This window comes from Pseudomonas wadenswilerensis (genome assembly GCF_024749185.1).
In the GTDB taxonomy this organism is placed as follows: domain Bacteria; phylum Pseudomonadota; class Gammaproteobacteria; order Pseudomonadales; family Pseudomonadaceae; genus Aquipseudomonas; species Aquipseudomonas wadenswilerensis.
Genome location: NZ_CP087191.1, coordinates 5,768,000 through 5,780,807 on the forward strand (window position 1 = coordinate 5,768,000; position 12,808 = coordinate 5,780,807).

Genomic DNA, 12,808 nt, shown 5'->3' on the forward strand with positions numbered 1-12,808 from the left:
ATCATAATTATTTCATCGCATTTCCCGACGGCAGGCGCTCAAGCGCGCAGGCCTTGGGCTGCAGCCGATGACCGGCCGGTCGTCAGTGGCAAGTTTTTCTACTGTATATTTGCCCAAGGGTCGTCTGCGCCCCTAAAATGGCCGGATGCGCGATGATCTCTCTCTCCTGTTGAATTCTCTCAACGACGCCCAACGCCAGGCTGTAGCTGCGCCGGTTGGTCGTCAGTTGGTCCTGGCCGGTGCCGGCTCCGGCAAGACCCGTGTGCTGGTGCACCGCATCGCCTGGTTGATCCAGGTCGTGCAGGCCTCGCCGCACTCGATCCTGTCGGTGACCTTCACCAACAAGGCCGCTGCCGAGATGCGCCAGCGTATCGAACAGCTGATGGGCATCAACCCGGCCGGCATGTGGGTAGGCACCTTCCACGGCCTGGCGCACCGCCTGTTGCGCGCGCACTGGCAAGAGGCGGGGCTGAACCAGAACTTCCAGATCCTCGACAGCGACGACCAGCAGCGCCTGGTCAAGCGGGTAATCCGCGAGCTGGGCCTGGATGAACAGCGCTGGCCGGCGCGCCAGGCGCAATGGTTCATCAACGGCCAGAAAGACGAAGGCCTGCGCCCGCAACATATCCAGGCCAGTGGTGACCTGTTCCTGGGCACCATGCGCAGCATCTATGAAGCCTACGAGGCAGCTTGCCAGCGCGCCGGCGTCATCGACTTCTCCGAGCTGCTGCTGCGCGCCCTGGACCTGTGGCGTGACCACCCCGGCCTGCTCGAACACTACCAGCGGCGCTTCCGCCATGTGCTGGTCGACGAGTTCCAGGATACCAACGCCGTGCAGTACGCCTGGCTGCGACTGCTGGCCAAGGGTGGCGACAGCCTGATGGTGGTCGGCGACGACGACCAGTCGATTTACGGCTGGCGCGGCGCCAAGATCGAGAACATCCACCAGTACACGGCCGACTTCCCCGACGCCGAGTTGATCCGCCTGGAGCAGAACTACCGCTCCACCGCCGGCATCCTCAAGGCGGCCAACGCCCTGATTGCCAACAACAGCGGGCGTTTGGGCAAAGAGCTGTGGACCGACGGTGGCGATGGCGAGCCGCTGAGCCTGTACGCCGCCTTCAACGAACACGACGAAGCCCGCTACGTGGTCGAGAGCATCGAAAGCGCGCTCAAGACCGGCCTGGCCCGCAACGATATCGCCATCCTTTATCGCTCCAACGCCCAGTCGCGGGTGCTTGAAGAAGCGCTGCTGCGCGAACGCATTCCTTACCGCATCTATGGTGGCCAGCGCTTCTTCGAGCGCGCCGAGATCAAGAACGCCATGGCCTACCTGCGCCTGCTCGAAGGCCGCGGCAACGACGCCGCCCTTGAGCGGGTAATCAACGTGCCACCGCGTGGCATCGGCGAGAAAACCGTCGAAGCGATTCGCGAGCACGCGCGCCACGCCCAGGTCTCGATGTGGGAATCGATGAGCCTGCTGATCGCCAACAAGGCGCTCAAAGGCCGCGCTGCCAGTGCCCTGGGCGCGTTCATGGAAATGATCGAAAACCTTGCTGCCAAGGTCCTGGAGATGCCCCTGCACCTGATGACCCAGACGGTTATCGAGCAGTCCGGGCTGATCGTCTATCACCAGGAAGAAAAAGGCGAAAAAGGCCAGGCCCGGGTAGAAAACCTTGAGGAACTGGTCAGCGCCGCGCGCAACTTCGAAAACAGCGAAGAAGACGCCGAGCTTTCGCCATTGGCGGCGTTCCTCGGCCACGCCTCGCTGGAAGCCGGCGACGCCCAGGCCGACGAGCACGAAGACAGCATCCAGCTGATGACCCTGCACAGCGCCAAGGGCCTGGAATTCCCCCATGTGTTCCTGGTCGGCATGGAAGAAGGCCTGTTCCCGCACAAGATGAGCCTGGAAGAACCCGGCCGCTTGGAAGAAGAGCGCCGCCTGGCCTACGTCGGCATCACCCGCGCCATGCAGCAGTTGGTGATGACCTACGCCGAAACCCGCAGGTTGTATGGCAGCGAGACCTACAACAAGGTCTCGCGCTTCGTACGCGAGATTCCGACCGGCCTGGTTCAGGAAGTACGCTTGTCCAACAGCGTCAGCCGTCCGTTCGGCTCGGGCCAGCAGCAGAACTCGAGCAGCCTGTTTGCCAACGCCAACATCCCGCAGACCGCCTTCAATCTGGGCCAGCGGGTGCAGCACGCGGTATTCGGCGAAGGCGTGATCCTCAACTTCGAGGGTTCCGGCGCCCAGGCCCGGGTCCAGGTCAACTTCGCCGAGGGCAGCAAATGGCTGATGCTCGGTTACGCCAAGCTTGAGGCCCTGTAGGAGCGGGCTTGCCCCGTGATGCAATGTGACTTGCAAACCGCAAATCGCGGGGCAAGCCCGCTCCTACAGCGTATACAGACAATTCAGGCAAAAGCTGGAAACATTATGGCGCTGGTCATGTGTCCTACAACCTGTGCACCATGACGCGCGTGCAATCCACAAAACGGGAATACCCTTCTATGCAACGTTTTCTTAGCATCGCTTTGGCGCTGTGCATCGGCCTGACGATGAGTCTCGACGCCAACGCCAAACGCTTCGGCGGCGGCAAGAGCTCGGGCGCCGCGCCGACCCACCAGACCCGTCAGGCGGCCCCGGCTACTCCGGCTGCCTCGCCAACCGCGCCAGGTCGCGCACCTGCCGCTGCCAGCGGTGCTTCGCGCTGGCTCGGCCCACTGGCCGGTCTCGCCGCCGGTGGCCTGCTGGCCTCCATGTTCATGGGCGACGGCTTCCAGGGCATGCAGATCTTCGACATCCTGATCATGGCGCTGATCGCCTTCCTGGTGTTCCGCTTCATCGCCGCCCGTCGTCGCAAGCAGCAGCCACAAATGGCCGCCGCCGGCCACGCGCCATTCCAGCGTGAAGTGCACCAGCAGCCTGCCCAGCCGTCGATCTTCGGTGGTTCCGCTGCGCCTGCCGCCGCTGCCCGCCCGGTGATCAACGCCCCGGCCTGGTTCAACGAGCAGAGCTTCCTCGCGGCTGCCCGCAACCACTTCCAGTCGCTGCAGCAGCACTGGGACGCCAACGAAATGGACAAGATCGCCGAGTTCGTCACGCCGCAGATGCTGCAGTTCCTCAAGCAAGAGCGTGCTGACCTGGGTGATGCATTCCAGTCAACCTACATCGACGACCTGAACGTGCAGCTCGAAGGTGTCGACGACCGTGCCGACAAGACCATCGCCACCCTGACCTTCAGCGGTGTGTCGAAGACCTCGCGCTTCGACCAGGGCGAAGTGTTCAGCGAAAGCTGGAACATGGAACGCGCGCCGGGCGAAAACCAGCCTTGGCTGGTCGCCGGGATCCGTCAGAACGGCTGATCTTGAGGCATTGCACAAAAAAACCCCGGGCTTGTCCCGGGGTTTTGCTTTTAGCGCAGCGGGCTACTAGGGTATAACGCGCAGCGTGTCGTAAAGGTTAGAGGATAGAACCGTGGAAGAAGTCATCGAACAGCTCCGAGAAGCCAATGAACCGGTACCGGTGCCGCTGGAGTTGCCGGACGAAGACCAACTGGTCGAAATCGAAGAAGAGTTGTTCATCAACATTCCGTTCGTCTTCAAGGAATTCCTGCTGACGGTCAGCGACGTGGTCTACGGTAGCCTGGAGCCGGTCACCGTCACCGACTCGCAGTCGCATACCTACTTGCCGGACGTGGCAGCCAATGCCTGGGATGCCGGCGTGCCGCGCGACCTGATCCCGATCTGCCAGGATGGCGACGACTACTACTGCGTCGAAGAAGACGGCACCGTGGTGCTGTGGTCCGGTGAAGAAGAAATCGTTACCGAAGACAGCTGGGAATCGGTCTGGCACTGGGCCCGGGACGTCTGGCTGGAAAGCTGAATGAGAAATAACCGCATAAAATAATGGCTCTTGGCTATTAATGTTCGTAGAATCGCCACGCCTTCCTGCGCGTGGCGCTTCGCTACCGCTCCATCCCCTCGGACATTCGAACCGCCCCGCGCAGGAAGCGCCTCTTAGTGGTGGTTCTCCTGGTTGTTTTCCAGGGTCTCCAGCAAGGCGATCTGCATGCGTGTGTGCACGCGGATGAACCAGCGCCACAGCACTGCAACCACCACCGCCGCGACCACCACGATCAGTAATAGCAGCTCGCTGGTAGGCAGAATGCTGGCCGACAGCGCCGACAGCAGCAGGAAAATCACCAGCAGCGACAGCAGTGGGATCACCTCGGCAATCACCCGTCGAACCCGCTGGGTGTGCCGTCCGGCCATCTCCGGCTTGACCCCCATCTCCGCCAGCAGCATCGACAGCGCCTTGAGCTTGCGATACGCGGCGATCAGGAATGGCAGCGACAGCATCAGCGCCGCGCCCCAGATCAAGGCCTTCTGCTGGCCAACATCACTGACCCATTCGCTCAGGTAGTCACCAATGCGCGCGGCAAAATAGCCACCGCTGAAGAAGATCGCCACCACCAGCGCCAGGTTTACCCCCACCTGCAGCAGAATTCGTCGGATCATCGAGGCCAGCAATGCCCCTTCGCCATGGGGCTGGATGCTGCGCAACCACTCGCCATACAGCGACAACACCCGCGACAGGCGCCCCGGCACGACCTTGGCCAGCTTCAACGACAGTGGGTCGGCAGCACGAATCAGGTAAGGCGTGAGCAGTGTGGTGATAGCCGAAACCGCTACCGCCACCGGGTACAAGAAGTCGCTGGTGACCTGCAGGGTCATGCCCAGTGCGGCGATGATGAAAGAGAATTCGCCAATCTGTGAAAGCCCCATCCCTACCCGTAGCGAGGTACGTCCGTCGTTACCGGCGATAAAGGCGCCCATGCCGCAGGACAGCATCTTGCCCAGCACCACGGCGATGGTGATGACCACGATCGGCCAAGCGTACTCGACCAGGATCGAAGGGTCGATCAGCAAGCCGATGGCGACGAAGAAGATGGCACTGAACAGGTCGCGAACCGGCTCGATCAGCCGCTCGATCTTCAGCAACTGACGCGACTCGGCCATGATCGCACCGATCAGGAAGGCGCCCAGGACCATACTGTATTCAAGCTTGACCACCAGCAGGCAGAAGCCAAAACACAGGCCCAGGACGGTGATCAGCAGCATCTCGTTGCTTTCGAAACGGGCCACGTATGCCAACAGGCGCGGCACCAGCAAAATGCCGATGACCAGGGCGACGATCATGAACAGCGACAGCTTGCCGACTGTGGAGAACACTTCGCCGGAGCTCACCGTGCCACTGACGGCGATGCCCGAGAGCAAGGCGATGATGCCGATGCCAAGGATGTCCTCGACGATCAGCACGCCAAAGATCAGCTGGGCAAAGCGCTCGTTCTTCATCTTCAGGTCGTTGAGCGCCTTGACGATGATGGTGGTCGAGGAGATTGCCAGGATGGCACCGAGGAACAGCGAATCCATGGTGTTCCAGCCGAACCAGCGGCCGATCTCGAAGCCGATCCAGATCATCAGCACGATTTCCAGGAACGCGGCGATGAACGCCGTGGCCCCGACTTTGAACAACTTGCGCAGGCTGAACTCCAGCCCCAGGCAGAACATCAGGAAGATCACCCCGAGCTCGGCCAGGGTCTTGATCGTGTCTTCGTCGTGAATCAGGCCAAACGGCGGGGTGTGCGGGCCGATGATAAAGCCGGCAACAATGTAGCCAAGCACTACGGGCTGCTTGAAGCGGTGGAACAGGATAGTGACCACCCCGGCAACCAGCATGATCACTGCCAAATCCTGAATAAAGCTGATGGCATGCACGGCGTGGGACTCCTTACCTGGTATCCAGAGACAAGCCGCAACTCACCCGATGAATTGTCTGATTGAGTTGCGGGTACATAGCGTTTTAAATGTAGGAAGCCCACGTTGCATGGGCCTCCTCAGGTTAACACCGCCGCTTGTCGCAAATAGCCGGTGCAATATGAAGAAACAGATCGACCAAAGCATCGCTGCAAATGGCACAAACAGCGTGACGGCAAGGCCGCTGTCAGCGTCCCGTCTACGTAGATGGGAATCGTATTGGGGGAAAGAAGCGTGAATAGCAATCGCCACCCCGCCTCAGCGCAACCTTACCGTGAGCACACTATGGAACCTGGAAACGCCCAGCTGTCGATGACCGTCCTGATGACCCCGGACATGGCCAACTTTTCTGGCAACGTCCACGGCGGCACCCTGCTCAAATACCTCGATGAAGTGGCCTATGCCTGCGCCAGCCGCTATGCCGGCCGTTATGTGGTGACCCTGTCGGTCGACCAGGTGGTCTTTCGCGAACCGGTGCATGTCGGCGAGCTGGTGACCTTCCTCGCCTCGGTCAACTACACCGGCAACACCTCGATGGAAGTCGGCATCAAGGTGGTCACCGAAAACATTCGCGAACGTTCGGTGCGCCACAGCAATAGCTGCTTCTTCACCATGGTCGCCGTCGACGATGACCGCAAGCCGGTGGCGGTGCCGCCGCGCCAGCCTGAAACCAGCGAGGAAAAGCGCCGTTTCCTGCAGGGCAAACAGCGCCGGCTGATCCGTCAGGAGTTGGAAAAACGCTATCAGGAGCTCAAGGGCGACGCCCTTTAAAAGGCCAGAGGCTGCGCTGCAAAGCGCAACCGCGGGTGCACGATGCGGTCCTGGGCACGCACCAGCTCCAGCTCGTAGCTGGCGCAGGCCTGGGTTTCCAGCAGCACTTCGTGCACCGCGGCGGCGGTGAACTCAAAAGCCGCCACCCAATCCTCGCCCAACAGCAAGCGCGCCAGGAACAAGCCTGAAGTCAGGTCGCCAACGCCTACCGGCTGGCGGGCAAACGCCAGCAGCGGGCGGCGGATATGCCAGCTGCCTTCGGCAGTCACCAGCAGCATTTCAAAGTCTTCGGCACCACGCCCAGGATAAGCCAGGTGCTTGACCAGGATCGCCTTCGGGCCCCGCGCCAGCAGGCTGCGGGCCATGTCGACACAGTCTTGCAGCGACTCGGCACGGCGCCCGCAGAAGCTGTCCAGCTCCAGCTGGTTCGGGCACAGTACATCTGCGCTGGTCAGCGCTTCTTCAACCAGAAACTCGCTGACCTCGGCCGGGACGATACAGCCCTTCTCCGGATGGCCCATCACCGGGTCGCACAGGTACAAGGCGCGCGGGTTGGCGGCCTTGATCCGGGCCACGCCGCTGAGGATCGCCCGCCCCTGCTCGGCACTGCCCAGGTAGCCGGACAACACTGCATCGCAATTGCCCAGCTCACCGATCGTCGCAATCCCCTCTACAAGTGCAGGTATTTGCGCTGGAGCAAGCACTTCTCCGGTCCACTGGCCATACTGAGTATGGTTGGAGAACTGCACGGTATTGAGCGGCCAGACCTTCACCCCGACCCGCTGCATGGGAAACACCGCAGCGCTGTTGCCGGCATGGCCGAATACCACGTGGGACTGGATGGCGAGCAGATGCGGTGTACGTTTCATGCAGGTCTTCCGAAGCGTAGGAATGAAAAACAAGGCGCGCAGTATGGCGCTAAATGCCACCTGTACGACAGACCGGGGAGGCAGTTAAGCTGGGCATACCTCGTTGGAGCATATGTAAATGTTGACCCTGGGAAATCTCTTCGTGCTGATGCTGCTGGCCACGGCAGGCGCCTGGTTGTGGCATAACCACGGCTTGCGTGAAAAGGCCCTGGAGCGGGTCAAGCAGCACTGCGCCAAGCTTGACCTGGAACTGCTCGATGGCAATGTCGCGCTCAAGCGCATCGGTTTCGTGCGCGACGCCAACGGCCGCAAGCGCCTGGCCCGCGTGTACAACTTCGAATTCACCGTGACCGGCGAACAGCGCCACCCCGGTACCGTTACCCAGTTCGGCGCCCACACCATGCAGATCGAACTGGCGCCCTACCCGTTCGAGATCAAGACGCCTCAACACCACGACAATGTCGTCGAGATGAACCAGTGGCGTCAGGATCATAACCGCTGGCGCAACTAGGCGCGGCAGGCCAGCATGGCTTGCTTTAGTCGTTCAGGGTCTTGCGGCTCGACGAAGATCAGCTCCAGGCGCGAGTCGCGGCGCCATTCACTGCTGCTCCACAGCAACGAAGGCTGCCCTGCCAAGGCGTTGATCGACTGCCAGCCGTCCAGGCTGTGGATAACTGCCTTGGCGCGGCGCCAGTCCAAGCCCTTCAGAAAAAGCTCCACGCGGCTACGATCAAACACCTGACTCGGGTGCCATCGCCAACCTATGCTCCAACCCTCCGCGGCCTGCTGAATACTGCAAATAGGCTCCTGCGGATTTGTCCACAGGCTGCTGACAACCCCGGAAACATTGACCGCCGCCAGCTTATCCACAGCGCCGGAAAATGGCGCTGCAGCGCTTTCCACAGGCACTTCGGACAAGGGTATCTGGCCAAAATCGGTCCAGAACAGACGGGCAGCAGGTAGCTGAGAAGTTATCCACAAGCGCTGTTGTGTCTCCAACCCGGCGGATTTGTTCAGCACCAGCAACCCGGCGCTGGCCAGGGTGGATTGTTGTGCTTCAGGCAGGGCAAAACCTGCAGCCAGTTGCTCGGCATCCAGCACCAGCACTGCCGGTTGTACCGCCAACACCCCCTGCCAAGGCGGCAAACGCAGCTGCTCAAGCAACTGCAACGGATGGCCTAATCCGGACGGCTCGATAAACACCCGATGCGGCCTGGCCTTGCGTAGCAACCGACCCAGGCCGACCTGGAACGGCATGCCGTTGACGCAGCACAGGCAACCGCCGGCCACTTCACCCAGGGCAATCCCATCGTCATCGGTAGCCAGCAGCGCCGCATCCAGGCCGATCTGGCCAAACTCGTTGATCAGCACAGCCCAGCGCTCATCGGCGGGCCGCTGCGCCAGCAACTGACGAATCAGGCTGGTCTTGCCGGCACCGAGCGGGCCGGCAATCACGTGGGTAGGAATGTTCTGCAACATGGGACGGAGAGTGCCTGAAATTTTCACCACTATGCCGCTATTTCAGGCCATCCAGTCAAGGCTGAGGATCAGACGACGTTCGCCGTTCACCAGCATCGGCGAACGATGGACCAGCCCGGCGCCCTGATTGCCGAGCCATTTCTCGCCCTTGAGCAAAGCCACCTCGCCCACGGCCAACTGGCGGACGGCATTGGCATCCGGTTGTTCCCGGGCGAGCTGCGATCGGTCGACTGCGCCTTCTTCCAGCCATTCACTGCCCGGGCCGGCGTATGTGCTCAGCAAACGCAGGGGGACATGATCGACATGAAACCGCGGGCACATGGCGTTGCTCAGCGCCTGTAACCGCAGTCCGACACGCCGGGCATCAAGCAGGCAAGCGTAGGCGGCTACCAGCCAGGCAACATCGGTCAGAAACGCCACGTGGCCCTCCAGGTCGGCATAACCGCCCAGCAAGCCACTGAGGTCCGGCAGCTGTTGCTGCTCATCCAGTTCGATGACCCGGCTTTCACCGAGCGGTTGGTTCAGCGACAACAGCAACCGGGCAAAGTCCTCGATCTGCACCGGCAGGCGCCGCTGCCACACCGCGAGGTTCACGCCATCCTGCAACGCCTCGGTGAGTACCTGAGGGGTTTCGCCGAATGCCTGGCGCATCACGCCGCTTCCTCGTCGAACCAGGGGCCAAACGGATCGGACAATTGCCGCCAGCTGTGCACGCCTGCGGCCATTTCTGCATCGCTGAGCAGGCAGGCCGAGAGCTCGGCATCCAGCCGGGCGAAGTCGATGTTCTGCCCAATGAACACCAGCTCCTGGCGGCAATCGCCGCATTCGGCATTCCAGTTCTTGAGGATGGCTGCAGTACTCTGCTCATCCTGCGGCCAATGCTCGCGTGGAACAAAACGCCACCAGCGCCCGGCAAAACCATGGCGCATCATACCGCCCGCTTGCGACCAGCTCCCGGCGTCCTGGTGCTTGCTGGCCAGCCAGAAGAAACCCTTGGAGCGCAGCAGCCGGCCGTTGTCCCAGGGCTTGTGGATAAAGTCGAAAAAGCGCTGCGGATGCAGCGGCCGGCGCGCTTGCCAGGTAGTGGCGGCAATGCCGTACTCCTCGGTTTCCGGCACATGCTCCCCGCGCAGTTCCTGCAGCCAGCCGGGCGCCTGGGCGGCGCGCTCGAAGTCGAACAGACCGGTGTTGAGGATCTGTTGCAACGGCACCTGGCCCATGACCATCGGCACAATCTGCGCCTGGGCGTTGAGACTGCGCAGAATGGCACTGAGCTCTTCGCGCTCGGCGCTGCTGATCAGGTCGATCTTGCTCAGCAGAATCACGTCGGCAAATTCCACCTGTTCGATCAGCAGGTCACTGATCGAGCGCTCATCTTCTTCACCAAGGGTTTCGCCACGGCTGGCCAGGCTTTCGGCTGCCTGATAATCACGCAGGAAGTTCAAACCATCGACCACGGTGACCATGGTGTCCAGGCGTGCCTGGTCGGCCAGACTGCGGCCTTGCTCATCACGAAAGGTGAAGGTCTCGGCTACCGGCAACGGCTCGGAGATGCCGGTGGACTCAATCAACAGGTAATCGAAACGCCCCTCACGGGCCAGGCGGGCGACCTCTTCGAGCAGGTCTTCACGCAGGGTGCAGCAGATGCAACCGTTGCTCATCTCCACCAGCTTCTCTTCGGCGCGGTTGAGGCTGACGTTGCGCTGGACCTCACTGGCATCGATGTTGATTTCACTCATGTCGTTGACGATCACCGCGACCCGCAGGTTGTCGCGGTTTTTCAGCACGTGATTGAGCAGCGTGCTTTTGCCGGCACCCAAAAAGCCGGAGAGCACGGTGACGGGAAGACGGTTGGGCATGGGGGCTATCCTCATCAGGGCGAGTGCATTCGAACGATGCATTGCGCAATGTTATATTATAACAATACAATCTCGCCAACCCACTTCGCTCAGAACATGACCAAAGGCCGACCTGAAAGATGAAATCGCGTTGCTTGTTTGCCTTCGCCGCATTGCTGCTGTGCGAGTTCGCCAGCGCGAACACCGCGCCCCTCAGCAACGGCCTGGCGCTCTGTACCCGCAGCGCAACACTGCTTGCCTGCAGCGATGCCCAAGGCAATTACTACAGCGTGCAAACCCAGGGCAGCACTACCTACCTGCGCGGCTTTGAAATGGAAGGTCGCAGGCTATGGGCACAAACCAACAGCCGTTATGGCCAGCTGACCTTTTACACAGGCGTGGCGAGCAACGGTGAAACCTGGGTCGGTTACAGCCGGCGCGTGGGTTGGACCACCTTGAACAGCGTGTCCAGTTCCACCGGGCAGCGTTTCAATCTGCGCTGCAATCGCCTGAGCGGCTGCCAATAGTCTTCCTTGAAAAGTGAACCACTGATGAGCGCTTTCACCCTTCCTGACATTGCTGCCCAAGCCACTAACAGCCAGTTGCCACTGGATTGGGTGGGCATGAGTGGTATTGCCCTGCCCCTACGGATCAATGGGCAGAATTTGCCAGCAAGTGCCGACGCGGGTGTCAGCCTTGATGATGGCGCCTCTCGGGGCATTCACATGTCACGCTTGTACCTGGCGCTGGAAGCTCTAGAACAACAAGCGTTGAGCCCTGCGTTAGTGAACGGAGTTCTGGAGCGGTTTCTCGATAGTCATATCGGGCTTTCCGCCAGCGCGTTCTTGACCCTTCGTTTCGAACTGATGCTCAAACGACCTGCCCTGATCAGCCCGTTGGCGGGCTGGAAAGCCTATCCGGTTACCCTGGATGCGCAGATAAAAGACGGAGTGTTCCACGTGGAACTATTTGTCGATGTGGAGTATTCCTCCACCTGTCCCTGCTCCGCTGCCTTGGCTCGACAGTTGATTCAGCAGCAGTTCCTCACCGACTTTGGCAATCGCAGCTTGAGCCATGAAGCTGTCTTGAGTTGGCTGGGCAGTGCCGAAGGTATCGTCGCTACCCCTCACAGCCAACGCAGTGTGGCGAAGCTGCAGGTTCGTTTGAGGCAAGGGATTAACGAACTGCCGCTAGAAGCGTTGATCAACCAGGCCGAAAATGCCTTGGGCACTGCGGTACAAACTGCGGTAAAGCGCGCCGATGAACAGGCCTTTGCCTTGGCTAATGGACAGAATCTTATGTTCTGTGAGGATGCCGCCCGGCGACTGCACGTGGCCTTGAAAACCCTGCCCTGGCTCGGCGGCTTCAACCTGCGCGTGGAACATGCCGAAAGCCTGCACGCCCACGACGCAGTCGCTCACAGCCAATGGCGGTGGTGAGGCGCTTCAGGTTCGCGGTTTGACCGTACCGCAATCATTACCCAGCCACACCGCACGGGTGTTCATGCTGCCTTGCTGTTGCACGCCGGAGGCATTGAAGGTGCCGTTGACCTTGGTCAAGAACTCGCGGTCGCTGAGGAACTGAGCCTCACCATTGCCCTGGGCTTTCGGGCAGCTGAAGGTGAACTTCCAGACATTGCCGTTGCGCTCGGTGATTTTTTGAGTACAGCCGGACTTGGGATCCTGCAGCGGGATGTCATTGGTTTTCACCTGCTCAGGCGTCAGACAGGAACGTACGCCCTGACCGGCCACGCTGATCCCTTGCTTGGCCAGGCCACCCTCGATCATCGCCCGTTGTTCAGGCGGCAGGTTCTTCAGTTGGCCGAGCATGAAGCCCATGTCCGGCAACGGCTTGCCATCGACCTGCATGTTGCTGGTGGTCAGCTCCCACAGGCCAGGTTGCAGCACCTGCGCATGCACCAACGGGCTTGCCAGGCCCAGCACCAGTGCCAGCAGCGGCAGACGATTCTTCATGTAATGACTCCTCGAAACTCCAGCCCCAAGCTGGAACACAGCTTAGACGTCAATTTGTGCT

Annotated in this window: 13 protein-coding genes; 7 read left to right on the top strand and 6 right to left on the bottom strand. The window is 60.9% G+C overall.

The window, feature by feature from the left end:
* Positions 1-145: 145 nt before the first annotated feature.
* The 3 genes from uvrD (at position 146) to LOY45_RS26585 (ending at position 3,883) form a co-directional block, all read left to right on the top strand.
* Positions 146-2,329, top strand: a complete 2,184-nt coding sequence (uvrD, locus tag LOY45_RS26575; protein ID WP_115084616.1) for a DNA helicase II — start codon at positions 146-148, stop codon at positions 2,327-2,329.
* 179 nt (positions 2,330-2,508) lie between these two features.
* Complete coding sequence (locus LOY45_RS26580; protein WP_115084615.1) at positions 2,509-3,363, top strand: Tim44 domain-containing protein; 855 nt, start codon at positions 2,509-2,511, stop codon at positions 3,361-3,363.
* A gap of 112 nt (positions 3,364-3,475) precedes the next feature.
* Positions 3,476-3,883 carry an SMI1/KNR4 family protein gene (locus tag LOY45_RS26585; RefSeq protein WP_115084614.1) on the top strand — a complete coding sequence of 136 codons (408 nt, stop codon included), beginning with the start codon at positions 3,476-3,478 and terminating at the stop codon, positions 3,881-3,883.
* A gap of 134 nt (positions 3,884-4,017) precedes the next feature.
* On the opposite strand, the gene LOY45_RS26590 is transcribed toward LOY45_RS26585, so the two are convergent.
* Positions 4,018-5,778 (bottom strand): cation:proton antiporter, encoded by a 1,761-nt coding sequence (locus LOY45_RS26590; protein WP_115084613.1) that lies wholly within the window; start codon positions 5,776-5,778, stop codon positions 4,018-4,020.
* 324 nt (positions 5,779-6,102) lie between these two features.
* Here LOY45_RS26590 and LOY45_RS26595 point away from each other — a divergent pair, with 324 nt between their 5' ends.
* The gene (locus LOY45_RS26595) at positions 6,103-6,588 is read left to right on the top strand and encodes an acyl-CoA thioesterase (RefSeq protein ID WP_010222782.1); all 486 of its coding nucleotides are present in this window, start codon (positions 6,103-6,105) and stop codon (positions 6,586-6,588) included.
* Here LOY45_RS26595 and pdxY read toward each other — a convergent pair.
* Positions 6,585-7,457 carry a pyridoxal kinase PdxY gene (pdxY, locus tag LOY45_RS26600; protein WP_134065240.1) on the bottom strand — a complete coding sequence of 291 codons (873 nt, stop codon included), beginning with the start codon at positions 7,455-7,457 and terminating at the stop codon, positions 6,585-6,587. The genes LOY45_RS26595 and pdxY overlap by 4 nt on opposite strands.
* Before the next feature lie 118 nt (positions 7,458-7,575).
* Between pdxY and LOY45_RS26605 the strand changes: the two genes are divergently transcribed.
* Complete coding sequence (locus LOY45_RS26605) at positions 7,576-7,968, top strand: DUF3301 domain-containing protein (protein WP_010222780.1); 393 nt, start codon at positions 7,576-7,578, stop codon at positions 7,966-7,968.
* On the opposite strand, the gene LOY45_RS26610 is transcribed toward LOY45_RS26605, so the two are convergent.
* The 3 genes from LOY45_RS26610 to zigA are packed head-to-tail and all read right to left on the bottom strand — an operon-like array spanning position 7,965 to position 10,795.
* Positions 7,965-8,936: a CobW family GTP-binding protein gene (locus tag LOY45_RS26610; RefSeq protein ID WP_233673840.1), complete on the bottom strand. Its 972-nt coding sequence runs from the start codon at positions 8,934-8,936 to the stop codon at positions 7,965-7,967. The two genes, LOY45_RS26605 and LOY45_RS26610, sit on opposite strands and share 4 nt — an antisense overlap.
* A gap of 42 nt (positions 8,937-8,978) precedes the next feature.
* A complete protein-coding gene (locus LOY45_RS26615; RefSeq protein WP_233673841.1) occupies positions 8,979-9,587 on the bottom strand; it encodes a DUF1826 domain-containing protein in 609 nt (202 codons plus the stop codon).
* Entirely contained in the window at positions 9,587-10,795 is a 1,209-nt protein-coding gene (zigA, locus tag LOY45_RS26620) for a zinc metallochaperone GTPase ZigA (RefSeq protein WP_115084609.1), read from the bottom strand. The genes LOY45_RS26615 and zigA overlap by 1 nt, the downstream gene beginning before the upstream one ends.
* 119 nt (positions 10,796-10,914) lie before the next feature.
* Here zigA and LOY45_RS26625 point away from each other — a divergent pair, with 119 nt between their 5' ends.
* Together LOY45_RS26625 and folE2 are read left to right on the top strand one after the other, a co-directional pair.
* Positions 10,915-11,301: a glutamine synthetase gene (locus LOY45_RS26625; protein WP_115084608.1), complete on the top strand. Its 387-nt coding sequence runs from the start codon at positions 10,915-10,917 to the stop codon at positions 11,299-11,301.
* Between the two features lie 24 nt (positions 11,302-11,325).
* Positions 11,326-12,213 (top strand): GTP cyclohydrolase FolE2, encoded by an 888-nt coding sequence (gene folE2 / locus LOY45_RS26630; protein WP_115084607.1) that lies wholly within the window; start codon positions 11,326-11,328, stop codon positions 12,211-12,213.
* Positions 12,214-12,219: 6 nt separating this feature from the next.
* Here folE2 and LOY45_RS26635 read toward each other — a convergent pair whose 3' ends face one another.
* On the bottom strand, positions 12,220-12,747 hold the full coding sequence (locus LOY45_RS26635; protein ID WP_115084606.1) for a DUF3617 domain-containing protein: 528 nt from the start codon (positions 12,745-12,747) through the stop codon (positions 12,220-12,222).
* Positions 12,748-12,808 lie beyond the last annotated feature (61 nt).

Coding starts and splice junctions, on each gene's coding strand:
- uvrD (WP_115084616.1), top strand. CDS start 146: ATGCGCGATGATCTCTCTCTCCTGTTGAATTCTCTCAACGACGCCCAA.
- LOY45_RS26580 (WP_115084615.1), top strand. CDS start 2,509: ATGCAACGTTTTCTTAGCATCGCTTTGGCGCTGTGCATCGGCCTGACG.
- LOY45_RS26595 (WP_010222782.1), top strand. CDS start 6,103: ATGGAACCTGGAAACGCCCAGCTGTCGATGACCGTCCTGATGACCCCG.
- pdxY (WP_134065240.1), bottom strand. CDS start 7,457: ATGAAACGTACACCGCATCTGCTCGCCATCCAGTCCCACGTGGTATTC.
- LOY45_RS26605 (WP_010222780.1), top strand. CDS start 7,576: ATGTTGACCCTGGGAAATCTCTTCGTGCTGATGCTGCTGGCCACGGCA.
- LOY45_RS26610 (WP_233673840.1), bottom strand. CDS start 8,936: ATGTTGCAGAACATTCCTACCCACGTGATTGCCGGCCCGCTCGGTGCC.
- LOY45_RS26615 (WP_233673841.1), bottom strand. CDS start 9,587: ATGCGCCAGGCATTCGGCGAAACCCCTCAGGTACTCACCGAGGCGTTG.
- zigA (WP_115084609.1), bottom strand. CDS start 10,795: ATGCCCAACCGTCTTCCCGTCACCGTGCTCTCCGGCTTTTTGGGTGCC.
- LOY45_RS26625 (WP_115084608.1), top strand. CDS start 10,915: ATGAAATCGCGTTGCTTGTTTGCCTTCGCCGCATTGCTGCTGTGCGAG.
- folE2 (WP_115084607.1), top strand. CDS start 11,326: ATGAGCGCTTTCACCCTTCCTGACATTGCTGCCCAAGCCACTAACAGC.
- LOY45_RS26635 (WP_115084606.1), bottom strand. CDS start 12,747: ATGAAGAATCGTCTGCCGCTGCTGGCACTGGTGCTGGGCCTGGCAAGC.